Raw genomic sequence first — 26,878 nt, 5'->3', positions numbered from 1 at the left:
CCCACATACACGCTGTCGGTCATGGCTCCGGAAGGTAGCAGCCAGCCGCAGCACTCACAGCAGCAACTACCGCCACTTTCGCAACAGGCCCTAGCGGCCTCCTCCGGTGCTGGCCGCTTGTCCACGGGCTCGGCGCGGCGCGGGTACCGTCCTGGGTAGGACTCAGAACGGAGGCCGCTATGGCGGAGATTGGCGACCGCCCGCGTACGTTCGGTCAGCGGGTTCGGCACGCACGCGAGCGGCGGGGGCTGACGCGACCGGTCGTTGCCGGTCTGGTGGGGCGCAGTACGGAATGGGTCAAGGCGGTGGAGAACGACAAGGTGGCGATGCCGCGTCTCCCGCTCCTCCTGCGGCTGGCAGAGACCCTCGGGGTGGATGATCTGGCCTCCCTCACGGGGGATGAGCGCCTGTCGGTCGCCACGTACACGATGGGTGCCCATTCGTCTCTCGCGCGGGTCAGGGCCGCACTGACGGACTACGACGTGGCGGTACGCGACGAGGAGCCGTCCTCCGCGTCCGCGCTCGCCGACCGGGTGACCTGCGCATGGCAGGCATGGCACGGAGCGGGAGAGCACCGCTCACGGGTCGCCGATCTGCTGCCGTCCCTGCTGGCCGATCTCCAGCACGCCGCACGGACGCATGAGGGGACCGAACGGCGGCGCGCCATGGTGCTGATGGCGCAGGTCTACCACCTGGCCCAGTTGTACCTGTCCTTCCAGCCCGCCCCGGACCTGCTGATGCTGACGAGCGACCGGGCGATGAAGGCGGCGCAGGAAGCCGACAGCCCGCGCGCAGTCGCCGCCGCCGTGTGGTACCTCAACCACCTGTTCCGGGATGCCGGCGAACGGGCCGAAGCGCGCGTTGACATCGCGATGCAGGCCACCCGGCTCTTGGACCAGGACCGCGGGCCCGACGACGTGGCCTTGTCCGGGCTGCTGCACCTGGCCGCGGCTCTGTCGCACGCAAAGGTCGGACGGAAGGGCGACGCGGAACGGCACTGGGACACCAGCGCCGCCGCCGCCGCGCGCCTCGGCCACAGCTACACGCATCCGTGGCTGATCTTCGGACACGGCATGGTCAACGCCTACGCGGTCACGATGAACACCGATCTCGTACGGGCCGGAGCGGCGGTGGACGCCGCAACGCACATCGACCTTGCCTCCATGCCGTCGACCACCCGCCGTTCGTTCCACACCATCGAGACAGCGCGGGCCCACAGTCTGCAAGGAGAGACGATCTCAGTCGTCCACCTGCTCAAGCGCGCCTACGAGATCAGCCCCGAGACCGGCAGCGCGAACATCCGGGATGAAGCGCGCGGCCTTGCGCGTCAACTGGGCGTCGCAGCATAGGGGTAGGGCTGCTACCCCTCCGCAAGGGGGTAGGAGTCCTACCCCTTGCTGCCGTCACCCAGACCTACGGTCGGTCCTCCCCACCACCGACACGAGGTCTGGCGATGACCAGCATGATGTCCGCAGCACGGCCCCGCAGAACGGGACACCCCGGATACACCCTGATCAAGGTCCGCGCCCCGGAAGCGGCAGCGGACGCCCGGCACCTGGCGCGTGTGGCGCTCGCCGCATGGGGCATGGACACCGAGACGGACACGGCGGTTCTGCTGCTGTCCGAACTCGTGTCGAATGCGGTCCGGCACGCCACACGGGGCGCGTCGATCCGCATCGTCGTCTCCCGCCCGTCCGACAGTCGGCTGCGCCTGGCCGTCGTCGACCGAGACCCCCGCCGTGTACCTGTGGTGCGTGCTGGGGGCCCGGCGGACGCCGACGGCCGCGGGCTAGTCCTGGTCGACCGGCTCGCCGACCGGTGGGGGTACGACCGGATGGGCCCTGCGGTACGGCCGTGGGGCAAGGCGGTCTGGGCTGAGCTGACGGTAGGCGGACCCCATGACCGAGCCTGAGCAGCGGCCCGCGGTGGGCGATGAGGTCCTGGAGGGCCGTACGCGCGCGATCGTGACGGACATTCGAGCGGGCACCGTGTGGCTGCGCGCACCCGGCCGTGAGGAGTGGCCGGCAGACGACGCGGGGCGGCTGCGGGTGACGCGGACCCGAATCCAGCGGATCGAAGCAGGCGACCTGTAGGAAGGCCGCATGGCGGCCCCGGACGGTCCCCCCGAGCCGTCCGGGGTCACCCTACGTACACCCACCCGTGACCGAGGAGAGCAAGACCATGAGTGACCCGAACACCACCCGCTGCGCGGCAGCCGGCGCCGACGTCGTCCGCACGGCGCTGCGCCGCCTGTCCACGGCCAGGACCCCCGGCACCCGCGCCCACCTGGGCGCCTTCTACACCCGGTGCGGCTACACCATCCACGCCCCCGGCGAAGCCGTTTCCCTCGACCGCATCACCCTGCCCTTCAGCGTCGGCGTAGGAGACAGCGAGCGTCTCTTCACCCGCTGGCGCCCCCGCCGCTGACCGAGCAGCGCCATACGGCGGAGGGCCTTGGTTGTCAACGAACTGCCTTCACCGTCAACGAAGTCGCAGATCCTAGATCAGCGGTTGCGGGACGCGGGGCGCGGGAGCAGGTTGCGCAGCAGTTCGGCGGTTTCGACCTCGAGGTCGGCTCCGCCGAGAAGCTGTTCGTTGATGCGGGCGAGGCGGGCGGCGGCTTCGCGTAGGGCGTCGATGTCGCCGACGGCATGATGGGCGAGAAAGAGCTGCCGGTGCAGCAGTTCGCTCTCCTCGGCTGCGAGCAGGCCGCGGCGCGCTGCCCACAGGGCTCCGGCGACGTCGTCGTTCTCGCGGCAGCGGGTGGCCAGCTCGTAGGCGACGTCCACGATCGCGGAGACCATCTCCTGGATGGCGGGTTCGGCCCAGGCGTAGCGCTGGGGGTCGATGCCGCTGAACGGCCGGCCACGGACCAGCGCGAGTGCGCGGCGCAGGGCGAGGTCGCCGTCTTCGTCGTGGCGGGTGAGGCCGGTGCGGGCCAGTTCCTGGAACTGGGTCCAGTCGCAGGTGACGTGGGGGCCGAGGCGGTAGCGGCTGTCGCCGGTGTCCTGCACGCGCGGCAGGTGGGCCTGGCCGACGGTGTCCTTGCCCAGCCAGGAGCGGGTGCGGGAGATGACGGCGTTGCGCATCTGCTTGCCGACCAGACGGCCGGGCCACAGGGCGTCGTCGATGGCGTGGTGGTCGGCTCCGGGGTTCAGCGCGAGGAAAGCGGTCAGTTCGGTGCCGGCGTTGCGGCGGCTGGAGTCGATGCGGCCGCCTGCGCCGTCGATGGTGACGGGGCCGAGCAGCAGGACGGCGGGCCCGGTGGCGGTGTCGGTGGCCGCTTCGGCGGGGCGTACCTCCGCCGCCGGTTCGCTGATCGTGCTGGTGGCCGGGCTGGGGATGGTGACGTGTACGGCCGGCGGGGCCGGCGTGGCGCAGGGGCTGGTCGCACCGGGCGTGCCGCTGTCCGGGGTGGTGGGCAGGGGGGCCTCGCCTGTCGGTGCCACGCCGGTGGTGTGTGCCCGGTCGGTGAGCTGGATGGCGGGTGGGAGGCCGGCGGTGGGGGCGTGAGACGAGGCGTCCTCGTGAGGATTGTTCTCGGCGCTGCCTGCGGCACTTGGCGGTGCGGCCGCGGCGGGCACGTCGGCATGCTCGTGGGGGTGGGGGCCCGGGGTGACGTTGCCTGCGTACGCGTCGACGGCATCGTCGAATTCGTCCATACCCTCCCACTCGTCGTCCAGGTCGTAGGGGCCGGTGGTGTCGGCGGGGGCCGGGACGTCGGTGTGGCTGGCGGCGAGGGTGAGCAGGTCGACGGCGTCGGTGAAGTGGTCGTCGCTCAGGCCTTGCAGGCGGATGGTCAGGTGGGAGCCGGGCAGTGTGACGGGGTGCTCCGGGCCCTGGCAGTCGAGGGTCCAAGCGGTGTCCGGCAGGTCGCTGGTGGTCTCGGCGGTGATGACGGCGCCTGCCGTGCGGGGCTCTTCGGTGAGGGCCTCGATGAGCGCGGTGCGGTCGGGGCCGTCCGGGAGGTCGGCCGCGAGCAGGATGTGCGGGGTCCAGGCGCCGGCGGCGTCGTCGGTGAGGCGGGCGGCGCGCAGGCTGTCGGCGCCGACGGCGGCCAGGGTGCGGCGCTGGTCGGCGGTGTGCGCGATCAGTTCGGCGGTGGCAGCGGGGAGGGCGCGGCTGCGGGCGACGCGTTCGGGTACGGCGTGTTCCAGACCGGGGACGGTGTCGGACAGGGCGGTGATTTCCAGGTGGTCCGAGAGGGGGGTGCTGGCGAGTTCGACGGCGATGGCCTGCAGTACCTGGCGGGCGCAGGTGGCGTCGCCGGCCAGGTGCACGATGCCCGCGTGTTCCAGGTCGATCAGGACCAGGTGGCCGTCGTCGTCCCAGCCGAGGGAGGCCAGCGCCGGGTAGGGGGCGTCGGCGGCGGCCAGTTGCTCGCTGTCGGCCAGGTCTGGGCTGGAGGCCGGGCACACCCACAGGTCCTGCCGGCCGGGGGCTGCGGTGAACGGTTTGGCGGGCGGGGTGTCCTCGGCGAGGTGGAGTTCGACCTTGGTCTCGTGCAGCACCACCGCCTGGAGGGCGGGCAGGTCGCGGTGCGCGGCGCTCAGGTGCAGGGCCAGGGAGCGCAGTGCGGTGCCGAGCAGGTCGAGGCCGGTGGGGTGCTGGGCGGCGCGCAGGCCCTGTTCGGTGGCGGCCGCGCGGCCGGCGGGCATCGGGATGCGCCGGCCGGGCCGGCGGCGGCGCTGTTGCAGCAGGCGGCGGGTGGCCAGGGTGCCGATGAGGGCGGCTGCCAGGGCGCCGGCGCCGGCCCACACGGCGGCCGGTGCGAGCGCGGTGTCGTGGCTCTGGTCGTCGGGTGCGGCCTGCGGTGGGGCGGACCGGCCGTCGGGGGTGCTGGGGGCAGGCGCTGGCGTACGGGAGGGGGCGGCCGGCGTGCTGGCTTCGGCCTTCGGGGACGGCGCGGCCGTCGGCGGTGCCGGGGTCTGCTGGTCGTGGTGGGCGGAGGGCGGTTTCGGGCGGGCCGTTTCCGGTGTGCCTGGCTTGCCGTGCGGTTCGCCGGGCGGGGCGGTGTGCGGCAGGTCCAGGACCTGGCCGGGGTAGATGAGGTCGGGGTCGTCGAAGGTGCCGCCGCCGGGCAGCGGCTGGCCCTTGTTGGTGTCATAGATCGCCTTCCACTGCTGCGGGTCGCCTTGGTCGTCGGCGATCGACCAGAGGGTGTCGCCCTCGCGGACCGTGACGCTGTCCGGCTGCTGCGCCGTGGTGGGGGGCGCAGCGGCGGCTGCAGTCTGGGGCCGGGAGGGTGCGGCGGGGGCCGGGGGGCGGGCATCGGCGGGCAGCTGGAGAACGGTGCCTTTGGGCAGGTACTGGTCCCCGGAGGCCAGTTGCGCGATGTTGGGGTTGAGGGCGGCGAGGTCCTTCCACCGTGTGCCGTCGCCGAGGTAGGTCTGCGCCAGGTCCCAGGGCAGCTCGGTGGCCGAGGTCACGGTGTGCGTGGGGCCGGCGGTGCGGGAGACGGCGGGCGCCGCGGCCGGTGTCGCCGGGTCGTGTCCTGCGGTGTGGGTGGCGGCGGCCGCGGCGACGGGTGCGGGGGTGGCCGCGGACGCGGCGGTGGGGGCGAGCAGCACGATGCCGCCGATGAGGAAGGAGGCCAGGGACTGCAGGCTGCCCAGGCCCTTGATGCGGGGCGCTGAGCGGCGCCGTAGCAGGGCTGCGACTTCGAGCAGGACCGAGAAGGTGAAGGCGGCCCAGCCGGTCCAGCCGATGCAGGTGAGCACGGTCAGGAACAGTGAGCCGTCGTCCTGGGCCAGCAGGTCGATCCCGTCGGCCAGGTCCGTGGGCTGGTGTCCGAGTGCCAGCAGCACGTACGGCACGCCGCCGACCAGGGCGGCCAGGATGATCAGGCCGAGCAGGGCCCGCAGCACGGCCAGCAGGGCGCGCAGGGGTGCGGGGATGCGGTGGGCCATGCTCAGCCTCCAGCGGCTTGGGTCTGCAGGTGCGCGGTCGCGGTGCCGGTCACGGTGATGGTGCTCTTGCCGACGAACTGGGCGAAGTAGGTGTGGTAGGTGTCGGTCACGGTGACGGTGAGGTTCTTGCCGCCGTCGGTGACCGCGGCGCTGCCCTGGACGCCCTGGGCGGCCAGGTAGTCGCGGGCGGCGCCGGCCGCAGCGTCCGGGTCGATGGTGATGGCCGTGCCCTGGACGGCCTGGGCCGGGTCGAGCTGCTGGCCGGCGGTGCGCGCGGCTTCCTGGGCCAGGGAGGTGGCCCGGTTGGCGGCGTTCAGGGCGCCGCCGCCGTCGACGAGCAGTCCCATCACCATCAAGATCGCCACGGTGGCCAGGGCGAAGAACACCGACATGGAGCCCCGGTCGCGGTGGCCGGTGAGCGCGGCACGCCGCCGCAGAAGGAATCGGTGCGCGGCGCTCTTCACTGGCTTCTTCCCCGGTAGGTGTCGAGGGGGCTGGTCCACGACGCGGTGAGGGTCTTGGCGCCGGGCAGGCCCGGCAGTCCGATGTCGGAGAGGCGGGCGGTGCAGGCGATGGCCGCGGTGACGTCGGCGTCCACGCCGACGTCCGACTGGTAGCCGGACGTGTCGATGCTCACGCTGGTGGCCTGGCAGGTGATGCCCTCGCCGCTGAGGCTGCGTTCGGCCGCGGCCTGGGCCGCGCTCTGGGCACTGCCGGCGTCACGTTCCAGGGAGGCCGCGCGGGCGGCGGCGCGGGCGGCGCTGTCCACGGCGCCGTCGGCGTCGGTGATCCGTCCGAAGGCGACCATCAGCAGGAGCAGGGCGATGACCACCGGTGCGAGGACGGCGGTCTCCAGGGAGTAGGAGCCGCGGTCCTGGCGCAGGGCCGCCAGGATGCGGCGCAGGCGGGGGCCGAGGGGGCGGGGTGCGCTCATGGGGTGGTCCAGCGTTCGACGGGGGCGTCGGCGTGCTGGACGACGTCCAGGGACAGGCCGGGGACCAGGGTGGCGACGCTGCCGCGCACGGTGATGCGGATCTGCTGGTCGGTGCTGCCGGCCGCGGAGACGCTCGGCGTACGGACGCTGCCGCCGTAGCGGGTGAGGAAGGCCTGCGCCTGGGCGACGGCGTCCTCGCTGCCGGAGCCGAAGCGCCGGCCGGCTTCGACGCCCTGGCGGGCGGCGGACTGGGCGACCTTGCGGGCGTGGAAGTACAGGCCGGCCTGGAGGGCGGTGAGGATCAGCGCGAGGACGACGGTGGCCAGGACCGCGAACTCCACGCTGCCCGACCCGCGGTCGCCGCGCAGCCTGCGGCGTCTCAGGGCGCGCCGCAGGCGTGATGTCCTCACCGTGTTCGTACCTTTCTCTTTCTGCCGGGGCGGGCGCTCAGCCGCCGTTGATGATGCCGATCTTCTCCATGAGCTTGGTTTTGATCGCCACGACGAGCAGGCCCGCGGCGACCAGCAGCGCGCCGACGATCACGGCCATTTCGGTGGAGCTCTGCCCGTCGTCCCGGTTTTGCTTGAGGAGTTCGTAGCGGCTGCGGATCCATACGGTCAGCACCTTGATGTCCATGGCGGGTTCCTTCGGTCAGCTGGCGAGGATGGTGATGGTGATGGGGATCATCACGAAGACGAGCATGAGGATGACGCCGGCCGTCACCGGCAGGACCATCGCGGCGCTGGCGGCGTTGGCCTCGGCCTTGGCGTCCGACAGCAGGGCGATCCGCAGTTGCCGGGCCTGGGCCTGCAAGGTGGTGTAGACGGCGGCGCCCTCACCGGCCAGGGCCAGGGTGTCGGCGGGGCGGGTCAGTTCGGGGATGTCGAGTTCGTCGCCGAGCTGTTTGAGGGCGTCCCAGACGGTGACGCCGGCCAGGTCGGCCTGGTGGAAGATCTGCCGCATGCGCACGAAGGTGAACGTGTCACCGACCTCGGCGGTCTGGGTCAGGGCCTGGGCGGCGCCGGAGTTGGCGATGCGGGCCAGGGCGACGCGTTCGAGGTAGGAGGCCACGGCGTGCCGCACGATGCGGCGTACGGCGGCCGCCTGCCGGGCGACCTCCTTGCGGGGCCACAGCCAGAACAGGGCGGCCAGCGCGAGGGAGACCAGCGCCGGCAGGGCGAAGGGCAGCGCGGCGCCGGCCAGGGCCAGCAGGGCCTGCAGCAGCTGCGGCAGCACCAGCCCGTACACGGCGAACAGCAGGCGTTTGCCGAGGTGCGCGGCGGGGCTGATGCCCAGCAGGTTGAGGTCCTTGGCCGGCAGCGGCAGGCGGCCGCCGAGTTCGCCCAGCAGCCGGGCGCCGAGGCGTTCGTGCACGGCGCCGGAGGAGGCGGGGGCGGCGGCCGGCAGGAGCGGCCCGGCCGCGGCCTTGGAGGCGTCCAGGCGGTCCAGTACGGCGGTCAGGTCGCGGCGGGCCGGCAGGGCGGCGCGGACGGCCAGGCCGATCAGGGCGCCGGCGGCGGCCGCGGGCAGCACCGCTTCCATGGGGATCATCGCGGTCCTCCCGGTGGTGCGGTGGGCTGGGCACGGGCCGGCAGCGGGTCGATCAGCCGGGGGTCAGGCGTGGTGCGGGCGATCCGGCGCAGCCAGGTCAGTGTCCAGGCGAAGGCCGCGCCGAGGCCGGCCAGGACCAGCTGGCCGGGCGGGGTCTTGTACCAGGCGGACCAGGCGTCGTTGAGCATGCAGCCGATGACCACCAGGCAGATGATGATGCTGACCATGCGGGCGCTTTTGCGGACCTTGGCGCGGTCGGCTTCGATGTCGCGGGCGTCGGCGGCCTGCTGGTGGAGGGTGGTGGCCAGCGCCTCCAGCGCATCGGCCAGGCCGGGGCCCTTGTAGACGGCGTGGGACTGAAAGAGCAGCACCACGTGGTCGGAGGTGCCGTCGGCGAGGGCGTCGGCGAAGTGGGCGAAGGCCGTCTGGGCCTCCATGCCGGAGCCCAGCCGGTCGGCCAGGTCGCGTACCTGCGGTGCGATGGGGGCGGGGGCGGCCTTGGCGGAGGCGCGGATGGTCTGGGGCAGGGAGATGCCGGCCTGGTGGACCCCGGCGAGGTGGTTGAGCCACTGTCCGAGGGCTTCGAGGCGGTCGATGCGCTGGCGGGCGCCGGCGTCGGGGTTGAGGACGTAGGGCAGCGCGAGGACGGCGGCGCCGGCGAGCAGGCCGTGGACGGGCCAGCCGGTCCAGGCCCACACCGCCAGCGCCGCCAGGCCGGCGGTGGTCAGCAGCTGGCGCCAGCGCTGCTGCCACTTGGCCGGCAGCTCGGTGCGGGCGCGCTCCAGGTGGCCGCTCAGGCGGGACGTTGGCCTGGCCGGGTCAGGGATGCGGCCGCGCGCCTCGCGTACGGCCGCGGCGGCCGCGACGACGGCCAGGACGGCGCAGCAGGCCGCGGCCAGGGCGAGCTGGGAGGTGTTCACGGGCGCCCCGCCGTCTGCAGCGGAGCCTGCCAGGCGCCGAAGGGCCGGTCGGTGAAGTAGGCGCGGCGCAGCAGGCCGGTGCGCTCCAGGTCGTCGACGAAGGACGGCATGTTCTTGAACACCGCGCGCTGCTCGCCGCCCTGGGGGACGAACAGCTCGGTGATCACGGGCCGGCCGCCCTCCCCCACCACGTCGTGGACTTCGTGGATGTGGGAGACGAAGCGGTGCTTCTTGCCGCCCAGGGCGGTCTCGTCCAGGTAGGTCAGGTAGACCACGACGTCGATGGCGGAGGCGATCAGGTGGTGGGCGGCGTCGGTCTGCAGCCCGGCCTCGGTGCACAGCTGCACCAGGCGGCTGATGATGGCGTTCGGCTGGCGGACGTGCAGGGTGCACATGCTGCCGGAGCCGGCGGCGGTCATCGTGCGCAGCATCGGCAGGATCTCCACCGAGCGGACCTCGCCGACGATGACCCTGCTGACGTTGTAGCGCAGTGTGGTGGGGAACAGGTCGCTGAGGGTGACCTCGCCGGCCCGCTCGCCTGCGCGGACCTCGCCGTTGGACTCGCGGGCCTCGAAGGCGAAGGTGACCGGGCCGGGCTTGGGGCCGGGCTCGTCCAGGTAGAGCTCGCGGTCGGTCTCCAGGGTTGCCAGCCGCTCGCCCGCGGGGATTTCGCGGCCCAGCGCCCGCAGCAGCGAGGTCTTGCCCGCGCCCATGGAGCCGACGACCAGGATGTTGCGCTTGGCGTGCACGCAGGCGGTCAAGAACCGCTCCAGCATGGGGTTGAGGGTGCCCCAGGCCACCAGTTCGGCCATGCCGTGCTGGCGGATGCGGTGGCGTCGGATGACCACGGACGGCCGGGTGGTCAGCAGGGAGGCGGTGACCCGGGAGCCGTCGGGCATCCGGAAGCCGATCATGGGGCTGGACTGGGTCAGCGCGCGCTCGCCGTGGCCGGACAGGCGCGCCATCCGGTTCACCCACGCGATCAGTTCTTCGTGGCTGTCGGCGACCCGCTCGATCGTCTGGCGGGGCCGGTCGTGGAATTCGACGTGGGCGCGCAGCCCGTCGACCATCACGTCTTCCACGCCGTCCTGGTCCAGCAGGGCCTGCAGGCGTCCGCCGCGGTACATGGAGTCGAAGACGGCCGTGCCGATGGCCGCCTCCTGCTCGGCGCTGAGCGCCGTGTTGCCCTGGGCGTACTTGGCGGCCCAGTCGGCCACCGCGTTGCGCACCAGGGAGGTGGCCAGGGCCCGCCGGTCGGCCTCTTCGAGCAGCTTGTCCGGGTCGGCGGCGCTGAGCCGCTGCGAGACCAGGGCCTGCAGCTCCTCGATCACCTCCCAGCCGACCGGCAGGGCACCGGGCAGCCCGGCCAGGCGCGGCACGTCCGCGGCGGTGTGCGCTGCCGCAGGCGGCCGGGCGTCATCACCGGCCGGGGCGGGCGGCGCGGGCGGCGGCGCCGCCGCCGGGCGCTGACCGATCCGCCCGGTGAGCAGGCCAGCGATGAAGTCGCGGTCCGCCGGCCCGGCCGGAGGCTGCCCGTTGGCGCGGGGATGTGCGTGGGGGCCGGGGCGGGGCTGGGTGTCAGCCATGGCCGCCTCCCTGTTCGTTCAGGCGCTGCAGTACGCCGGCGAGCTGGGCGTGGGCGGGCCGCGTGGGGTAGTGCCGCTGGAGCTGCTGGCGGCTGGCGGCGGCCCGCAGCTGCTCGGTGGCGGTGCGGGCGTGCCGCAGCAGCGGGCTGCGGCCCAGCCCGCGTACCGGGCGGCCGCCGCCGGACAGGTAGCCGGCGGTGGCCCGGTCGTACGGCAGGGCCGCCACGACCGGCGTCTTCAGCGAGTCGGCCACCTGATGGGCGCGGTAGGGGCCGTCCTCGATGAGCAGCAGCCCCAGAGCCTCGGGTGAGCGCTCGTGCTCGGCCAGGTCGGCGCGCAGCGGGTCGATCACGTGCCGGGCCAGGGCCAGGGACTGCTCGGTGCCGCGCACCACGAGCAGGACCAGGTCCGCCTGGTGCAGCAGGGCGGCCGGGGTCAGCGTCGGGTGCGGCCGGCCGGCTTCCAGGGCCAGGCGGCCGGCGTCGACGACCACGTCGTACCCGGCCTCCTCGGCCAGCACGTGCAGAACTTCCGCCAGGGCCGGCCAGGTCCGCCCCAGCGCGCCGGCCTGGGCGGGGTCGGTCAGGCCGGGCAGCAGCTTGCGGTGCCCGCCGGGATCCAGCGGCCACAGGTGGCTGGCGAAGGCCTGCGCGAGGGCTTCGGGGCCGGTGCGGTCGGCGGCAGCCAGGTGGTACAGGCCGTAGCCGGCGCCGGCTTCGCCCTGCAGCAGGCCCGCGCGGATGGTGCCGCCGGCCGGGTCGCACTCGGCCAGCAGGCTCAGCTGCCGGGAGGCCAGGGTCAGCGCCAGCGCGGTGGTGGTGACACCGCAGGACTTCGCGGAGACGAGGGCGGTGACCGGCATCAGCGGCTCCGCGGTTCGCGCACCAGGGCGATACGGCCCTGGGCGGCGCGGGTAGCCAGCAGCGGCCCGTCGGTGGTGGCCACCGCCAGGTTCACCACGACGGTGCCGGTGGCGTCCGGACGCGAGAGGGAGACCACCGTCGCGCTGAGCGTGGTGGGCGGGGCCTCCGCCTTGCCGCCGGTCTGCTCCCCCTGGGCGGGGGTGGTGACCGCGAGGACCTTGTCGCCCGGGGCGAGGGTGCCGGCCGGCGCCTGGCCGCGCTTGACCTGGACGCCGACCTGCTGGCGGTCGTCGCCCAGACCGGTGCCCGCAGCCAGCTGGGAGGCGGTCAAAAGCCCGCCCTTGCGCAGGTCGACCGCCGGCCGCCGTCCGACCAGGGACGCCTTGTCGGAGGCGGGCACCGGGGCCAGGGCGGCGTCGGCGGAGACCTCCGCCACCGTCAGATCGCTGCCGGTCAGGGCCTGGCCGGCCGGGACGTCCCGGGCCACGGCGAGGACCTTCGTGCGGTCGCTGGCGGAACTGACGGCCGCGGCCGCCCCCAGACCGGCCACCACAGCCAGGACGGTGCACAGCGCCGCGACCGACCAGCGCCGCTCCCGCTTGACCGGGGCGGCGGTGGTGATGGGCACCTCGGAACGGGCAGCCGGGGCCAGGCGTGGCACCGGCGGAGCGGCAGGGGTTTCCATACGGGTGTGCCTCTCGACGTGCTGAACGAAGAGCTAGTTGAGGACCTGGACCTCGGCGACGGTGATGTCCACGGCGCTGTCGCGGACCTCGGTGAGCTGACCGGACTGGCCGCCGCCGGTGACCTGCCAGTCGATGGCCCACGTCGATGTCGCGGTCACATGGAAGCGCCCGGAGGGCGTGGTCACCGACGAAACGCGGTAGCGGTGCCCGCAGTCCGGGGAGGGCCGCTTGCCGAACTCCGGCCGGTACGGGGTGCCCGGAGTGGTGCAGGTGACGGTGTTGCCGTCCCCCATCTGCCACACGATCTTGCTGACCTTCGCGGTCGCCGTCACCGTGATCCCGCCGGCGGAGGCACTGGCGGTGTTCGGCCCGTACGTCTCCGGCCCCGTGGCGGTCCACAGGTAGACCGGCATCCCCACCACGCCCTTGCCGCCCGGCTTCGGCGTGATGCCGATCTGCGCGCCGCGCAGCAACATCTTGTCGACGGCCTGCTGCGCCAGCACCGCCGGGTCGACGGCCGGAGCGCCGCCGCCCTCCGGCGGGTCAGCCGCCCACACCATCCGGTTGACCCCGAAGGCATCGTTGCCGTCGAAGATGCACCGCTGCTCGTAGACCGCGCCGTCACCGGGCTTGTGCCCGGCCCAGTCCAAACTGTCCGCCGGCGGCGGCGGATCGGCGAGCTTGTAGGTGCAGCTCCAGCGGCTGGCGCTGCCCCCGCTCTTGCCCCCGTTGCCGCTCTTGCCGCCGCCCTTGCTGTCCTGGGCGGGCGTGCCGGACGAGGCGCCGCCGGGGCTGCCTGGCGCGTCGGCTTCCACGCACACGAAGACGTTCTTGCAGCCGCCGGCGCTGCCGGTGGGGCCGTCGGCGCGGGCGGGGCCGGGCAGCGCCAGAACCGTCAGCACGCCGCAGACGGCCAGGCCGAGCCGGCGCATCAGCATGGCTGACCTGCCTGCGGCTCGTCCCGGATCACCCTCCACCCCTCCGGCCAGCGCTCGACGACGGCCAAGGAGACGTACTTCGTCAACCGCTTCGACGGCAGCACGACCGGCTTCTTGTCCTTGTCGAGGACCTTCCACCCCGAGACGTCCAAACAACTGGAGATGGAAACGTTGGGGGTCTTCCGGTCGAGGTCCGCGCGGGTGACCGTCGGGTTGTTGACGGTGACGTTCCCGGAGAAGCTGCTGCCGTCCCTCTGCATGTTCTGGATGTCGTTGCGCGGCCGGCTCAGCGCCGCGCTGGCGGCGTACTTCGTGATGTCGGTGCCGTCGAGCTTGGCGGTGGCGTAGACCCGCTCCATCGCCTTCCAGTACGACCGGTAGGTGGAGATGGCCTGCTGCTTCGCGGTCTCCGCCGGGTCGGCCGGCTTCGTCGGAGGCTGCGTGGAGGCGGCGGGCTTGGGAGCCGGGCTGGTCGCCCCGCCGCTGCTGCAGGCGGAGACGGCCGCCAAGGCGCAGGCCACCGCGGCCACCGCGGCCGGCCGCGCGCGGCGGTGTGCGGCTGGAGCTGTTCGTGCCGAGATTGTCACTGCGCCTCCCCGTGCGCTGATCAACGGTGCTGTCACCTGGCAGTTACCAGCCAGCGGCGAGGACCCCGCCGATGCCTCACCCGCACCAGTGACCGGCCCATTCCCGTACGTTACGCAAGGATGCTCCAATCGCCCAGGGTGTTTCGCCTGTTCAGCACCACGGGACGGGAGCGAAACCATCACAATTGCACGTGGCGGGAAAGAAGGACCCTTTTTCGGCAAGTCGGCATGGCCGGGGAGGGGACGGGTGATCTTCGCGGCGGTCGCGGTGCCGGTCCCTGATGTCGCGTGAGAAGTGGCCGGCCGCGGTGGCGCGGAAGCAGGAGGGCGCCGCAGCACCCCGAAGAGGTCCGTCCCACGACACCGGGCAGACGACCGCCGCGTACGGGGCCAGGCCGGATGCCCAGCGCCCCGGCGGGTGACCGGAGGCGCCCCGGGCGGCGCTCCGGGACGTGCGGTGTCATGCACGGTGACCTCCTGGTCGGTGCGGGGAAGGCCCTTCATCCGGACCAAGTCGCGGTACGGGGCCGTTCCAGACATCAACCAGGAGGCTTTGCTTCGGTTTTATTCTTGAATGCAGGGTCTGGTGACCAGCCGTCGGCACTACGCTGCGGGCGTGAGGCGATCCAAGGCGTTCAAAGAGGCAGTCGGGCAGACCCTTGCCGAGCTGGCCCGCAGGGGTGTGACGATCGCGCCGGCCACGGTGGAGGACACCATCGAGCAGAAGATCCGGATGGTGGCTTCCCACCTGGGCATTCAAGAGCGCTCCGCCTGGAGGTACTTCGACGCGGGCCGCCTCGCCGACGGCCTGGCCCAAAGTGCGCGGGACTTCGAAACGAGCAGCGCCGAGGACGGTGTGGGCAAGGCACCTATGCCGCCGCTGGAGAACCCGGAGCTGGCCCTGATTCTCGGCAGTTTCCCCGACAACCTGGCCAGCACGGGCGGAGACTTGTACGCCGCCGTTCTCAACGCGTGCGTGAACGCCTGGATGGCCGGTCATCTGCACGGCGAGGACGGCTGCTCGGGGTGCGAGGGCCGCCGCAGCACGTCCGGTCACGACTGGGATGCCCGCATGAAGGCTCTCCTGCAGATGCAGCCGGACGTTCTCAAGTGGCTCGACCGTGCGCAATGGACAGCCGCGCTTCAGCGCAATGGGTACGGGGTTACCCGAGAATGACCGGGGCTCGCCGGCAAGATTCACGGTACCGGGGAGCGGGTCGATGGCCGGTGCGACGCTTGCCCCGTGTCGGTTCTCGGGGTGCGTCGCCTCGGTATTGGGTTGCCGAGACGACGATGTCTTGGACAGGTCCCGCAGCTTCTCATCCGATGCGTCGCACGGACCACGCGTAGCCCTCCCAATACCCGGCCAGGGACGCGTACTCCACGCTTTTCCCTGGCCTTGGCGCGTTGATCATCTTGTATCCGCCGGTGTAGATGCCGACGTGGCCCCAGCCGTCCTTGTCGAAAATGATCAGGTCGCCGGGGCGCATCTGGTCGCGGGGCACGGCGACACCGGCGAAGCGCTGTTGCTGGGAGGTGCGCGGCAGGGTGACGCGTCCGCCGGTGCCCTGGTAGACGGCGTAGGAGGTCAGGCCCGAGCAGTCGAGGCCGCCGCCGGAGGGTCCGTGGATGCCGCCGCCGCCCCAGACGTAGGGCACTCCGAGCTGGGTCATCGCGGCGCGCACGATCGGGCTGGAGCCGCCGTCCGCCCCGCTCGCCCCGGCGCCCGGACCCCTGGAGGGCATCGCGGCGTAAGCCTTGGCCTGGGCCAGGACTTTTCGCACATACCAGTCGGCGTGGTTGTAGGAGTAGACGGCCCGGTACAGGCCGTCGCTGGTGCGGGCCTTGGCGCCGTTGGCGCACAGCATCCGGGCCGCGGCGTAGACCGCGTCGGTGGGATCCCACGGGGTGGGCGGGTTCTTCCCGCCGGGCGGTACGGGGCGGGCGTACTGCTGGAAGGTGGAGGGCAGGAACTGCATCGGCCCGACGGCACCGGCCGAGCTGCGCATGGTGGGGTGGCGTCCGTGGTCGGTCTCGACCTTGCCGATCGCGGCGAGCACCGACCAGTCGAGACCGGGGCAGGTCGGCGCCGCCCGCTGGTAGAGAGCCAGCATCTGCGGGGGGATATCGCCGACTTGGCCGCTTTGCGCGGTGCCGGGCGTGCCGGTTGCCTCCTGCTGTCCGGCGGCGCCGTTGGCCACCGCGGCGATGAACAGCACCAGCACGGCGAGCAGCGCGGCCGGGACCAGGCCGAGGCCGGTGGCCACAGCCGTACGCCGCGCGGCCTTCACGGTCGCCTCCTGGGCCGCGGGGAGCGCGGCGGCGGAGGCTGTCGGCGCGGCGGGGCGGGTGGTGTCGCCGGCTGGCTGGCCGCGCGGGTGCGCGTGCGGATGCGGTGCAGTCGCTGCTGCAGGCTCGCCTGCCGGCTGGAGGCCGGTGGCGTCGCGGGGCGCTGCGGGAGGTGCTGTGCCCGTCGGCTGGGGCGCGGCGTTGGGGCCGGGGGCGGGGTCGGCCGCGCCGTACGACGGGCCGGCGGTGCGGCAGCAGGCGTGGGGGTGGTGAAGAGGTTCTGCAGCCGGCTGGGGGTACGCGGTGGGATCGGCGGACGTCCGGTGCGGGCTCGGTGGCGGTTGCTGAGCCAGCGGACGCCGGTGCCGCGCTCGAATTCGTCGAAGAAGTCGCGCACCGGGCCCTCGTAGGTGCGGTACGCCTGCTCCAGGCGGCCCTTGAGCTGCGCGGCGGCGTCGGTGACCTGGCCGGGAACGGCCTGGGCCGCGGCCACGGTGCGGCGCGCGGCGCGCGGCCCGTAGACCGGCAGGCCGACGGTCGACCGGAAGCCCAGGCGGCCCAGCCGCAGACCGGCGGCCCCGCCGGCGCGGACGGTCCGTTCGGTGCCGCGGGCCAGGCGGCCAGCGCCCTGGGCCAGGCGACCGGTCAGGGCGCGGGCTGTGCCGGAGCGGCCGAGACCTGCGCCCATCGCGCCGGCGGTGCCGCCGGTGGCGGCCATCGCACCGAGCATCAGGGCGGCGGTGCCGGCCCGGCGCAGGGCACCGTGGCTCCGGATCCCTCCCCCGGTGCCGGAGCGGGGCGGGGCCGCGCCGCCGAGCTTGGAGGCGCCCAATCGTGCCTTGACGCGGGCGGCCGCCTGGTGGGAGGCGCGGGTCAGGCGCTTGCGGAAGACGAGGGCGCCCAGGCACAGGATGTCCACCAGGACGAAGCGGACCATGATGCCGCCGGGCATGTCGGTGGTCTTGGCGGTGACGACGGCGGTGACGGCCACCACGAAGACGCCGAGCGCGACGACGAGGACGACCAGCAGGGCCAGGCCGCGGGCGATGGCGGTGGCGCGGGACCACAGCCACGCCCGGCCGGGCCCGGGCAGGGTGCCGGCGACCAGCGCGGCGCGCAGCAGCATCGCCTCGTAGGCGAGCCAGACCTGGGCGGCGAGGTAGCCGCCGGCCAGCGCGATGACCAGTGCGCAGACCAGCAGGGCGGCCAGGAGCATGAAGGCGGCGCCGGCCAGCTTGTCCGCGGAGGCCTTCTTGGCCTCCTTGGCATCGCCGGTGACGCAGTCCTTTTCGAACTTCTCGTCCGGCTGGGGGCCGAAGGTGTCCAGAGCCCACTGGCCGGCCTTGTCCCGGACGAAGTCTTCGATCTTCCCGCCGATGCCGGGCAGCAGGACGTCACCGCCGCTGGGCAGGTCCTTCATGGCCTGGGACTGCTCGGCGACCTTCTGGTTGATGAAGGCCTTGTCGATGCGGGAGGTCGTGTAGCGCGCGGCGCAGGTGCCGGTGAAGCTCTGTCCGTAGGTCAGCAGTTGGGAGGGCTGGACGACGAAGGCGTCGACGAGCTTGTCGGTGAGCGGCGTGGTGATGGACTGCAAGGTGTCCCCGGCCGCGGTGCCGGCCGGATCCTGGCCGCCCATGACGATGGCCGCGGCCGCCACCCCCAGGTCGCGGGCCTTGCCGACGGCGCCGTCCGCGCCGAGCAGGCTCTGGGGCGGTGAGGCCAGGCTGGTGGCGGCCAGCGCCGAGATCACCAGGGAGGCCGCCAGTTCACCCCAGCCGCGGGAGCGCTGCCCGAAGAAGAAGTGCCAGGCCGCGGTGATGCCGGAAAACGTCAGGAACAGGGCGGGCATGCCGGTTTGCACCAGGACGCTGGTGTAGAGCGAGTCGGAGACCGCGAGCGCGGGCTTGAGCAGGAGCTGCGCCAGTTTGAAGCCCAGTGCCCAGGTCAGCAGCCAGCAGGCGAACGCCACCAGCCACTTGACGGCCATGAACAGCACGTTGGTCAGCCACGCTTCGACCTTCAGGTCCCAGTCCGACCACGCGCCGCTGTCGGCGTCCACCGAGAACGTGGAGACGGGGATGCCGTGTTCGTCGGTGATGTGGAAGGAGTCGAGCAGGTCGTCATGGCCGATTCCCAGGCGCTCCATGGCCTTGCGCAGCCCGTCCTTCTGCGCCCACAGCTTCTTTCGTTCCTGCAGTGCCTTCTGCGCGGCTGCCTTGCCCTGCGCGGTGTCCGCCCAAGCCTGCCCGCCGGCCGTGCCCGGTTCGGCTGTGCCGGCGGGCGGGGAAGGCGGCTGCGTGCTGGCCGCGGGCGGCGGGGGGACGGGAGCCGCGGCCGCAGGAGCCGACCCGCCCGCGGTCAGGACAGCGGCGACACACACCACCAGCGCCAGCCGCCACAGGCCCCCCGGCCCGCCTCTCGCCGTGCGCCCGGCCCGGCGCAGCCGCGTCATGCGGCCGAGACCGGGTCGGAGTGGATGGCGGCGGCCGCCTGCGGATCGGCGGGGATGACGACCTGCATGCCGGCGATGCGCCCGTACAGGTCCCGGTGCAGGCACTCCCCCGCCCGCTGGGCCTTTTCCTCGTCGGGCAGGTTGAGCGGAGACAGGTTGTTGGTGACCGTCTCGATGAGGTCGGCATCCTCGGGGTCGAGGTCGAGGAAGACCAGTGCGCGCTTGGCAAGCGTGACGTCGGTCTGGCGGAAGAGGAACTTGCGGGGGAACAGCCCGCGGATGACCTGCCCCAGCTCACTGGTACGCGGGCCGATGTCCTCGGCGTCGTGGGAGCCGACCAGGACGCCGGCGTTGTGCTTGCGCCCGTCACGCACGAGTTCCAGCAGCAGGGCCATGCCTTCCGGGGAAGAGGTCAGCCACCAGCACTCGTCCCACACCGCGACGGCGAACTCCTCCCGCACGTCGAAGCAGACCTTGCGGCACACCGCAGCGATCAAGTACAGCGCCGCCCGGCCGAAGGTCTTCTCGAACTCCAGCTTCGCCAGCCGGTCCGCGCTCAGCTCGTGTCCCTTGGGCAGCGCGAGGTTGGCGACGGCGAAGACGATGGTGTCGGCCCGTGTGACATCGGCCACCGGCAGCGCGGGGTCGAAGACGGTACGGGCCAAGTCCTTGCGCGCGACCGCCGTCAGCCGCCGGGCCAGGGCCTGGGCGGCCGCATCCCGCCGGCCGCGCTCGGCCAGGCCGGCCACCAGCTGCGCCATCGACGGCTGCGGTGCGGCCAGCACCGTCTCGATGGCCTCCGACAGGACCACGCCCATCTCGTCCATCGGGGCGATGCCCAGCAGCAGCGTCAAAAACGACTCGGTGCGCCGCTGGGCCTCGGTGCGGTCGGTGATGATGCGCAGCGGGTCGAGGGAGACCTGCGCCTTCTCATCCAGGGTGATGACCTGGGTGGTGCCGGGGCAGGCGGTGGCGAAGCGCACCCATTCCTGGTCGGGGGTGCGGTCGACGATGGCGGCCCGGCCGCGGCTGCCGGGGCGCTGCAGGCGGCGGCCGGCGGCGAGGATGCCGTAGACGGCCGCCTTCATGGCCAGGGACTTGCCGCCGCCGAGCTCGCCGATGAAAGCGGCGGAGGCCGAGGCCTTCTTGCGCGGGCCCAGCGACCAGTCGGTCAGCACCGGGCGGGTGCCGCCGCCGGACAGCTGCAGCCCGTACAGCGGCCCGCTGCCGTCGCCCAGCTCCGAGGCGCCGAAGGGCCCGGCCATCGCGAAGTCGCGGGCCAGCAGCACCTGGGCGTAGGCGGCCATGACCTTCGGGGTGCGGGCGCCGGGCAGCATGCCGTAGAACAGCCGCTCCTGCTCCCCCACCGGCCGGGTCAGGGTGTACTCGTTGCCGGCGAAGTACGTCCTGAGGTCCGCCACACGGGCCTCCGCCTCGCCGGGGGTGGCGCCCCACACGCACAGCACCACCATGGCCTGGACCTCGACCTCGCTGTGCGAACTGGTCAGCGCGGTGCGCAAGTCGTGCAGGTCCTCGGCGGCCCGCTCGACGTGGGCGGGCACGCCGGCGCTCTCCGCGGCGTACTCCTCCGGCTGGCCGGCCACTTCGCGGGCCTGCCGGCGGGCCTTGCGCTCGGCGACGCTGCCGGGGGTGACCTTCAGCCGCACCGTCCAGTCGACGGGGAAGGCCGCCTCGTCCAGCGCGGCCAGGTAGTCGGAGCCGGGAAAGACGAAGCGTTCCGGCATCTCCGCCAGCATCATGAACGCCTGGTAGCTCTGTCCCCATTCGGTGCTCGCCTGCAGCCAGCGGCGCGCCAGCGGGCTCTTGCCGGTCTGCCGCACCGGGTCCGCATCGGGGGCGGGGTCCGCATCGGGGGCGGGCAGGCCCCCCTCGGCCAGGAGCACCTGGGCCAGCGCCACCGTGCCGCGTCCGCGACCGCGGACGGGCTGATCGCCCGGCTCGGGCAGCAGCGGCTCCAGCACGCCGCGCCGGGCACTGTGCCCGTAGATCCACAGGATTTCCGCTTCGCTGACGGGCCGCACGTCCACCTCCGCGGGCCAGGCCGCGGCCAGCTCACGGGCCTGGGCCAGGCGCCGGGCCTCCTCGGCCGCGCTCAGCGGGGCGGGCAGCAGCCCCAGCTGCAGGGCCAGCTCGGCGCGCGCCGCCGCGAAGGCCGCAGTGGCGGCCTGGCGCGCGCCGCCGGCCGGCAGCGGCACGGCCAGCCAGTCGGTGCGGCCGGTCAGCTCCATGGTCTCCAGCTGGTCCAGCACCCGCAGGGCCAGCTCGGTGTAGCGCGGGCACGCCTCCAGGTCGATGCCGTCGGTCATCTTGCGTACGACCGCGGCCGGGTCGATCTGGGGGCACAGCGACAGCAGCATCGACTCGCCGCCGAGCTGCTTGACCAGAGCCTCCAGGGTGCGCAGCCGGCGCTGCTTGAGGGCGAGGGAGGACTGCGGGTGGCCGCTGCCGGCCACCCGCCACAGGGCCCAGCAGGTGCCGTGGTGGGTCCAGATGACATTGCCGGCCACATGCCGGGCGGGGATGCGCATGAAGTCACCTCGAAGTCGCAGAAGGGGCGTCGGGCGGGCCGGATATCCCGGGGGTGCGGGCGGCCAGCAGGGCCTGGGCGCCGGAGGCCACCCGGGCCGGGCAGCCGGCGGCCGCAGCGGGCTGCGGCCGCGCAGCGCGGGGACGGGTACGGGCGGCGGGAGCGGGCAGTCCCGCCGCGCTCAGCGGCGGCTGGACGCTCAGGGAGCAGAGGCCGGCCAGGACCGCCGGGCGCCGCGGCCGCACCGGCCGGCCCTGCAGCCGTCCGGTGCCGCCGCCGGCCAGCAGGCCCAGGGCGCTGGCGACGGTGGCCAGCGGGTTGCGTCCGTCGTGGCGGATGCGTCCGGCCGCCAGCGCCAGGCCGTAGGGCACGGCCAGCAGCGGCAGCACATCGACGATGCCGTGCCGGGCCCACAGGCCGCTGGTCAGCAGCATCAGCCCCAAGGCGAGGCCGGCCACGGCGACCTGCGGCACGGTGTACGGGCCGCCCCACAGGTGGCCGCCGCCCGGCAGCCGGCCGATGACGTTGCGGTGCCGGCGGGCCTTGGTGTAGCAGCGGCCGACCAGCAGCTGGTCCTCGGAGGTGCTCACCGGCTGGCCCCGCCCGGCAGCTTCTCGCCGCCGGTGAGCACGGGGGCGCTGGCGCTGTGGCGGGCGCCGGCGGTCTTGATGTCCTCGCCGATCTTGTCGCGGAGCACGGTGACGTTGGCGACGATGGCCAAGACCGCGGCGCCGCCGACGGCGACCACCACCGTCTTGAGCACCGACTTGGTCTGGCCCCAGGTCATGGCGACCGAGACCAGGTACATCACGCCGAGCACCACACCGACCAGCAGGGTCTTGATGCGGGTGCCGAGGGTCTCGGCGTCGTCGAGGATGCCGGCCAGCTGCACCAGGTCAAGGGAGGTCATGAGCGGGGTCCTTTCGAAGAGCGGGGCGACGCAGAGGTCGTGGGATTCGGTGAGGCGAGGGCCGGCGCGCCCTGGAGTGCGGCGATCTCCCAGCGGCCGGCGCGGGAGCACAGCTCGATCGCGTACATCAGCGGCCGGTCCTTGGCCTGCGCGGTGTCGGCGCTGACATCGACCAGCAGGTGCCGGGTGACGCCGTCCGGCGGGCGCTGGGCCGCGGCGCCGTCGGCCGGGCCGTGGCCTTGCTCGGCGTACTGCGTGACCTTCACCGCCCGGTACGGCGCCGGACGGACCGGCCCCAGTGCGGTGCCGGGGGCCAGGTAGCGGTCCAGCTGTCCGGCCTGGCCGCCGGTCAGGTACGCGGCGAAGAACGCTTGGAGAGTGGCGGCGGCCGGGTCGGAGGGCAGCGCCGCGCGGGCGGGCCCGTAGGCGAGTTCGGGGACGGGGCCGGGGGCGGGGGCGGCGACCTCGGCGGGCAGCGCCGTCGCGGTCAGGGACCGGCCGCCCGTACGGCCGTCGGCGCGTACGGGCACCTCGAAGTAGCGCAGCGCCGCGCCCGCTGAGGCGGTGGGGGTGATGCGGGCGGCGACCGTCACCGACCAGTAGCCGTCGGAGACCGGCCGGACCTGGACGGCGGAGGCCGCCTGGGCGTGCTGGCCGCTGGCCCCGGCCGGCCAGGTCATACCGCGGGCGGCCGGGTAGAAGCGGGCGAGATTCTCCTCGGCGCCGTCCCCGGCCTCGAGGTAGGCCAGCACGAACTGCTCGGCGAAACCGGCCGGGCCGGCTGCGTCCTCGCCCTGCGCCGGGCCGGCTGCCGGTGCGCGGGGCGAGGCGGCGGCAGGCGGCGCTGAGGGGGCCAGCAGAGCCCAGGTGCCGAGCAGCGGGCCGGCCGCCAGCAGCACCCACATGCCCCAGCGCATCAGAGCGGTCAGATTCGCCGCGGCGCCGGTCGACATCGACGTCGCCCAGCCGGTGTCCACGGCGCGGCCGGCGGGCAGCCCGTCGGGCGCCGCTGCTTCGGGCTCCCGTACACGGCGGACCCTGGGCGCCTTCATGCCATGCCTCCCAGGGGCAGGGTGTGGCCGGCCAGTTCGGCGATGCGGCGGTGCAGGTCGGCTTCCGGGCGCTGCCGCAGGGTGTGCAAGGAGGTCAGGACGGCGTCGGCGTCCTCGGCCAGGAAGGCCCGCAGCCGGTCGTGGGTGCGGGTGTCGAAGGGCTGGCAGACCAGGGCGGCGCCCAGCTGGATGAGCAGGTGCTGGGCGCGGGTGACGCGCTCTTCGTCGGCATCCAGGGGGGCCTTGTCGGTCTGGGGCATGGAGATCTCCTGTCGTGGCAGTGGGCAGGCGGTGGCCGGGGAGCGGAGTCGGGTCATGCCGCCGGCCGGTGGGAGAGGCCAGCGGTCAGGCGGGCCACGGCGCGCGAGCGGCGGCGCTGCCAGGCCCCCGGCGTGGTGCCGCAGCGCGCAGCGGCTTCGGCGTCCGGTACGGCAGCGGTGGTGTAGTGCCAGGCGATGGCGCGGCCGTCGGCGGGCGACAGCGCACCGGCGCCCATGGCGTCCAGGACGAGCTCCAGCAGCTCCAGCCGGGCACCGACCGCCTCGGCTTCTGCGGCCTCCCCGGCAGGGGTCAGGCCGGCGGCCGCGGCGGCGGTTGCGACCGCGCCGGCGTGAGCCTGCGCGTAGGGGCCGGGGGCGGCGTCGGGCAGGTGCTCCGCGGCGGCCAGGTGCTCGCCGCGGTCCTCCTGGTCGGCGGCGAGCCCGGCGCAGACGTAACGCAGCGTGTCCAGCATCAGATTCGCGGCCGGCCGGCCGGCCCGGGTGTGCAGGCGTCCGGAGCGGGCCACTTCGAAGAGGCCGGCGACCGTCAGCGAGGCGACCGCATCGAAGGTGCGGCCACCGGTGGCGCGGACCTGGCCGCGGGCCAGCCGGACGGCTGCCGGGATCATCGCCTGGACGATGACGCGTGCGGCCAGGGTGCCCGATCGGCCGCCGCCGGCCGCACGGCGCAGCAGGGCGCGCAGGACCGCGTCGGTCAGCTCGTCAGTCAGGCGCCCCGGGCCGGGCCGCAGCGCGGCCAGCACCTGGGCGGGGCCCAGGGTGCGGGCCCAGGAATCAACCACCGCGGTGGTCCGGGCATCGGCCACGGCGGCGACGGCGTCGGCCAGCTGATCGGCCACCAGCCAGTCGGCCACGGCGGCCTGGACGGCGGCGTCGGCGCACAGCGCGGCCCACTCCGTATCCAGGCGGTGGAAGATCCCGCCGGCGGTGCGGGCGGGTCCGGGTACTACGTCGAGCACGGCACGTCTCCTTTCGGATCTCGTGCCGTCACTCTCCTCACCACGGCTTGCCCGAAGGCTTGCCCACCGCCCTAAGAGAGCAGGTCAGGGGCTTGCCCGCGGGCTGGGCAAGCCTCCGGCGGCCGATCGGGCAAGCCCACGCCGTAGGCAGGCAAGCCGGGCGTGACCGAACCGTGCCACTGGGGGCAAGCCCCGCCCTGTGGCGGGCAAGCCTCCCGCGGCCGTGCCGCAGGCGACGGCTGCAGCGCAAGGGGGCGGCCGCGGACGAGGTGTGGCCGATCGGCAGGGATCGGACATGGCCGGTGGCCGACGACTCCTCTGGCCGGTGTCGGCCACCGGCCTGCCCTACCGGTCATCCACCGCCCGGCCGCCGGTCTTCGACGGGCGGGGTGCGGCGGGCGGAGTGGTCCCATACGGTGGCGACGCCCAGGCTCCGTCATCGGCCGCAGAGCGGGGCGGGCGGTCAGCCCCGCACGGACCGCGAGGTGTACGTCCCGCCTGTCGGCGGCGCTGCTCGGCCAGGTGCGCCTCGGCCCCGTCCAGGCAGCGCTGGCCGGTCCACGGCGATGCCTCCGGCGGCGGGCGACCTCAGCACCGCAGAGCTTTTCTCGCCGGGCCCCCCGCACGCCCCGGCCTCGGCCAGCTACTCGGCGACGGTCACGCTCTGTCGCTGAACCGGGTCCGGATCTACTGCACCGGCCTACGCTCGGACAGCCGCGCGACCGCCACGGAAACCTGGATGACGTGCCGCCGCCCTGCACGGCGGGCCGCCGTCGGCAGGCTCCGGCAGACGGGTCACCGGACGTCGAGGACGGCCGGCTGCGGCACTCCCCCGCCGGCTCGCTGCCCGCTGTCCACCACGGCCCTCGCTACCGGGAGCCAGGCGCGGTCGTATGGGGCAGAGCCCGCGATAGTCGTCGGCGCGGTGACGGCGAGCAGAACGAACGGCCGCGGGCCGAAGGGCCCCCGACGCCCCGTGTGCCGGCCGCGCTGTCGGGACCGTTGCTGAGCTCGGAGGCAGACACCGTGTCCGTCAGGCCTGCGGGCGCGTACCCGTACCCGGCCGCGTCCAGACCAGCCGGTAACGGTCGTACCCGGCGGCGGCGGCCGGACAGGAAGCCGGCACCACTGTCTGGCCGTCAGTAGTGGCTACGGCCATGGCCGAGGCCCGGCTGCGGTCCCAGGACAGGATCGGCCACCGCTCCGCGCGCCAGATTGGCCATGTCCGATCCGGCAGCGGTGGCCGATTACTGACCTTGTGGGTGTGATGTCGTCAGCGTGAGTCCGGTGGCGGCGAGACATCCGTCGATGAGGTCGGGTCGGTATTGAATCTCCCGGAGTCTGTGCCGTAGCACCCGCATCAGGTGCTCGGGGTCGGTGAAGGCGGTGTTGCACTGACCCGAGCGCCGCACCAGGGACCAGATGCCCTCGACCGGGTTCAGGTCAGGTGAGTACGAGGGCAGCTGGAAGGAGGTGATCCAGTCGTGGCCGTCGACGAAGTCCCGCAGGCGGGCGTCTAGGTGCACATTCAAGTTGTCCCAGACGAGCACCAGCGGCGCCTTGAGCTGCAGGTAGGCGGCGATCAGCAGGTCGCGATAGTCGGCCCAGGTGAAACTGCGCCGGCCGCCGCGCTTGTGGTCGGAATGCCGTTTGGGCCGGTAGATCAAACGCGAACGTTCACCGGGTTTGTAGCAGGCCAGGGCGGCGACGGAGAAACGGCGCTGGGACCGTCCCCGCACCTGGACCACGGGCGTGTGCCCACGCCGGGACCAGGTTTTGCGGGTCGGCGGCGTCATCGAGAACCCGGCCTCGTCCTCAAAGACGATGAAGGCTCCGAGCGCCGCCGCGGCGTTTCCACCTGTGGCCATGTGTCCTTCACCCAGCCGGTGACCTTCTCCTCGTCCCGCTCCACGGCCCGCCTCGCCGGGACCTGGTGGCTCCAGCCGTGCCGGTGGAGCATCTGCGCGACGGCCGAGAGCGTCATGGTCTTGTGGAATCGGCGTCCGATGAGCGTCTTGATGCGCTCCAGGGTCCAGGTCTGGTCCGGCCAGCCCTGTGCGACCGGCCCTTTGCCCAGCTCCTGTTCCAGCACCCTGAACAGGGTCTCACTCAGCCGTGGCCGGCCCGGGGAGCCCTTGGACTTGAGGGATTTGCCACCGCCGTCCTGCCAGCAGCGGCGCCACCGTTGCACCGATCGCACGCTGATCCGCAGTTGCCGCGCGACCAGGGCGTTGTCCTGTCCGGCGACGAACCTCTCGGCCGCTTCCATCCGGATACGCTCGCGAAATGCCCGGCGCTCGTCCGTCAGGCCATCACCTTGCGGATACCTCATGCCCTGCACATACCGCGACGACCATCACTCGTCAGCCCCCCGCGACACCACCCCTACAAGGTCAGTAGCGGCCGCGCAGGC

26 protein-coding genes are annotated in these 26,878 nt (G+C 73.5%); 5 read left to right on the top strand and 21 right to left on the bottom strand.

Annotation, left to right across the window (positions count from 1 at the left end):
• Positions 1 to 179: 179 nt before the first annotated feature.
• From ACZ4QV_RS38995 to ACZ4QV_RS38980, 4 genes are all read left to right on the top strand, one after another.
• A complete protein-coding gene (locus ACZ4QV_RS38995; RefSeq protein WP_467764184.1) occupies positions 180 to 1,349 on the top strand; it encodes a helix-turn-helix domain-containing protein in 1,170 nt (389 codons plus the stop codon).
• Between the two features lie 104 nt (positions 1,350 to 1,453).
• Positions 1,454 to 1,912 carry an ATP-binding protein gene (locus tag ACZ4QV_RS38990; protein ID WP_467764183.1) on the top strand — a complete coding sequence of 153 codons (459 nt, stop codon included), beginning with the start codon at positions 1,454 to 1,456 and terminating at the stop codon, positions 1,910 to 1,912.
• Entirely contained in the window at positions 1,899 to 2,093 is a 195-nt protein-coding gene (locus ACZ4QV_RS38985; protein ID WP_467764182.1) for a hypothetical protein, read from the top strand. Before ACZ4QV_RS38990 ends, ACZ4QV_RS38985 begins: the two co-directional genes overlap by 14 nt.
• Before the next feature lie 88 nt (positions 2,094 to 2,181).
• Positions 2,182 to 2,427 (top strand): hypothetical protein, encoded by a 246-nt coding sequence (locus ACZ4QV_RS38980; protein ID WP_467764181.1) that lies wholly within the window; start codon positions 2,182 to 2,184, stop codon positions 2,425 to 2,427.
• 77 nt (positions 2,428 to 2,504) lie between these two features.
• On the opposite strand, the gene ACZ4QV_RS38975 is transcribed toward ACZ4QV_RS38980, so the two are convergent.
• From ACZ4QV_RS38975 to ACZ4QV_RS38920, 12 genes are all read right to left on the bottom strand, one after another.
• Positions 2,505 to 5,909, bottom strand: coding sequence for a LysM peptidoglycan-binding domain-containing protein (locus tag ACZ4QV_RS38975; RefSeq protein ID WP_467764180.1), 3,405 nt, complete (start codon positions 5,907 to 5,909; stop codon positions 2,505 to 2,507).
• A gap of 2 nt (positions 5,910 to 5,911) precedes the next feature.
• Positions 5,912 to 6,373: a TadE/TadG family type IV pilus assembly protein gene (locus tag ACZ4QV_RS38970; RefSeq protein WP_467764179.1), complete on the bottom strand. Its 462-nt coding sequence runs from the start codon at positions 6,371 to 6,373 to the stop codon at positions 5,912 to 5,914.
• Positions 6,370 to 6,843, bottom strand: coding sequence for a TadE/TadG family type IV pilus assembly protein (locus ACZ4QV_RS38965; protein WP_467764178.1), 474 nt, complete (start codon positions 6,841 to 6,843; stop codon positions 6,370 to 6,372). Before ACZ4QV_RS38965 ends, ACZ4QV_RS38970 begins: the two co-directional genes overlap by 4 nt.
• Positions 6,840 to 7,253: a TadE family protein gene (locus ACZ4QV_RS38960; protein WP_361157614.1), complete on the bottom strand. Its 414-nt coding sequence runs from the start codon at positions 7,251 to 7,253 to the stop codon at positions 6,840 to 6,842. Before ACZ4QV_RS38960 ends, ACZ4QV_RS38965 begins: the two co-directional genes overlap by 4 nt.
• A 37-nt stretch (positions 7,254 to 7,290) precedes the next feature.
• On the bottom strand, positions 7,291 to 7,479 hold the full coding sequence (locus ACZ4QV_RS38955) for a hypothetical protein (RefSeq protein ID WP_361157616.1): 189 nt from the start codon (positions 7,477 to 7,479) through the stop codon (positions 7,291 to 7,293).
• 15 nt (positions 7,480 to 7,494) lie between these two features.
• Positions 7,495 to 8,394, bottom strand: a complete 900-nt coding sequence (locus ACZ4QV_RS38950; protein ID WP_467764177.1) for a type II secretion system F family protein — start codon at positions 8,392 to 8,394, stop codon at positions 7,495 to 7,497.
• Entirely contained in the window at positions 8,391 to 9,314 is a 924-nt protein-coding gene (locus ACZ4QV_RS38945) for a type II secretion system F family protein (RefSeq protein WP_467764176.1), read from the bottom strand. Before ACZ4QV_RS38945 ends, ACZ4QV_RS38950 begins: the two co-directional genes overlap by 4 nt.
• A complete protein-coding gene (locus tag ACZ4QV_RS38940) occupies positions 9,311 to 10,900 on the bottom strand; it encodes a CpaF family protein (protein WP_467764175.1) in 1,590 nt (529 codons plus the stop codon). The genes ACZ4QV_RS38945 and ACZ4QV_RS38940 overlap by 4 nt, the downstream gene beginning before the upstream one ends.
• Positions 10,893 to 11,762, bottom strand: coding sequence for a MinD/ParA family ATP-binding protein (locus ACZ4QV_RS38935; protein ID WP_467764174.1), 870 nt, complete (start codon positions 11,760 to 11,762; stop codon positions 10,893 to 10,895). The genes ACZ4QV_RS38940 and ACZ4QV_RS38935 overlap by 8 nt, the downstream gene beginning before the upstream one ends.
• Positions 11,762 to 12,391 carry an SAF domain-containing protein gene (locus ACZ4QV_RS38930; RefSeq protein ID WP_467764173.1) on the bottom strand — a complete coding sequence of 210 codons (630 nt, stop codon included), beginning with the start codon at positions 12,389 to 12,391 and terminating at the stop codon, positions 11,762 to 11,764. Before ACZ4QV_RS38930 ends, ACZ4QV_RS38935 begins: the two co-directional genes overlap by 1 nt.
• A 90-nt stretch (positions 12,392 to 12,481) precedes the next feature.
• Positions 12,482 to 13,387, bottom strand: a complete 906-nt coding sequence (locus tag ACZ4QV_RS38925; RefSeq protein WP_467764172.1) for an ATP/GTP-binding protein — start codon at positions 13,385 to 13,387, stop codon at positions 12,482 to 12,484.
• Positions 13,381 to 13,974: a hypothetical protein gene (locus ACZ4QV_RS38920; RefSeq protein WP_467764171.1), complete on the bottom strand. Its 594-nt coding sequence runs from the start codon at positions 13,972 to 13,974 to the stop codon at positions 13,381 to 13,383. The genes ACZ4QV_RS38925 and ACZ4QV_RS38920 overlap by 7 nt, the downstream gene beginning before the upstream one ends.
• A 616-nt stretch (positions 13,975 to 14,590) precedes the next feature.
• Here ACZ4QV_RS38920 and ACZ4QV_RS38915 point away from each other — a divergent pair.
• Complete coding sequence (locus ACZ4QV_RS38915) at positions 14,591 to 15,151, top strand: hypothetical protein (RefSeq protein WP_361157637.1); 561 nt, start codon at positions 14,591 to 14,593, stop codon at positions 15,149 to 15,151.
• 142 nt (positions 15,152 to 15,293) lie between these two features.
• Here ACZ4QV_RS38915 and ACZ4QV_RS38910 read toward each other — a convergent pair whose 3' ends face one another.
• The 9 genes from ACZ4QV_RS38910 to ACZ4QV_RS38870 all read right to left on the bottom strand — a co-directional run bounded on the left by ACZ4QV_RS38910 (position 15,294) and on the right by ACZ4QV_RS38870 (position 26,797).
• Positions 15,294 to 16,265, bottom strand: a complete 972-nt coding sequence (locus ACZ4QV_RS38910; protein WP_467764170.1) for a C40 family peptidase — start codon at positions 16,263 to 16,265, stop codon at positions 15,294 to 15,296.
• Positions 16,262 to 18,715, bottom strand: a complete 2,454-nt coding sequence (locus tag ACZ4QV_RS38905; RefSeq protein WP_467764169.1) for a hypothetical protein — start codon at positions 18,713 to 18,715, stop codon at positions 16,262 to 16,264. Before ACZ4QV_RS38905 ends, ACZ4QV_RS38910 begins: the two co-directional genes overlap by 4 nt.
• Positions 18,712 to 21,264, bottom strand: coding sequence for an ATP-binding protein (locus tag ACZ4QV_RS38900; RefSeq protein ID WP_467764168.1), 2,553 nt, complete (start codon positions 21,262 to 21,264; stop codon positions 18,712 to 18,714). Before ACZ4QV_RS38900 ends, ACZ4QV_RS38905 begins: the two co-directional genes overlap by 4 nt.
• Before the next feature lie 4 nt (positions 21,265 to 21,268).
• Entirely contained in the window at positions 21,269 to 21,853 is a 585-nt protein-coding gene (locus tag ACZ4QV_RS38895) for a hypothetical protein (protein ID WP_467764167.1), read from the bottom strand.
• Positions 21,850 to 22,173: a hypothetical protein gene (locus ACZ4QV_RS38890; RefSeq protein ID WP_467764166.1), complete on the bottom strand. Its 324-nt coding sequence runs from the start codon at positions 22,171 to 22,173 to the stop codon at positions 21,850 to 21,852. The genes ACZ4QV_RS38895 and ACZ4QV_RS38890 overlap by 4 nt, the downstream gene beginning before the upstream one ends.
• Positions 22,170 to 23,225, bottom strand: coding sequence for a conjugal transfer protein (locus ACZ4QV_RS38885; RefSeq protein WP_467764165.1), 1,056 nt, complete (start codon positions 23,223 to 23,225; stop codon positions 22,170 to 22,172). Before ACZ4QV_RS38885 ends, ACZ4QV_RS38890 begins: the two co-directional genes overlap by 4 nt.
• Positions 23,222 to 23,485: a hypothetical protein gene (locus tag ACZ4QV_RS38880; RefSeq protein ID WP_467764164.1), complete on the bottom strand. Its 264-nt coding sequence runs from the start codon at positions 23,483 to 23,485 to the stop codon at positions 23,222 to 23,224. Before ACZ4QV_RS38880 ends, ACZ4QV_RS38885 begins: the two co-directional genes overlap by 4 nt.
• Before the next feature lie 53 nt (positions 23,486 to 23,538).
• A complete protein-coding gene (locus ACZ4QV_RS38875) occupies positions 23,539 to 24,465 on the bottom strand; it encodes a hypothetical protein (protein ID WP_467764163.1) in 927 nt (308 codons plus the stop codon).
• A 1,247-nt stretch (positions 24,466 to 25,712) separates the two neighbouring features.
• Positions 25,713 to 26,797 (bottom strand): IS630 family transposase gene (locus ACZ4QV_RS38870; RefSeq protein WP_467764162.1). Its coding sequence is split into 2 segments (ribosomal slippage): positions 25,713 to 26,351 and positions 26,354 to 26,797, totalling 1,083 coding nucleotides; the frame shifts between segments, so codons are not numbered across the junction.
• Positions 26,798 to 26,878 lie beyond the last annotated feature (81 nt).

Source organism: Streptomyces sp. NPDC026394, from assembly GCF_055567735.1.
This window is presented reverse-complemented; position numbering and strand designations above follow the sequence as displayed.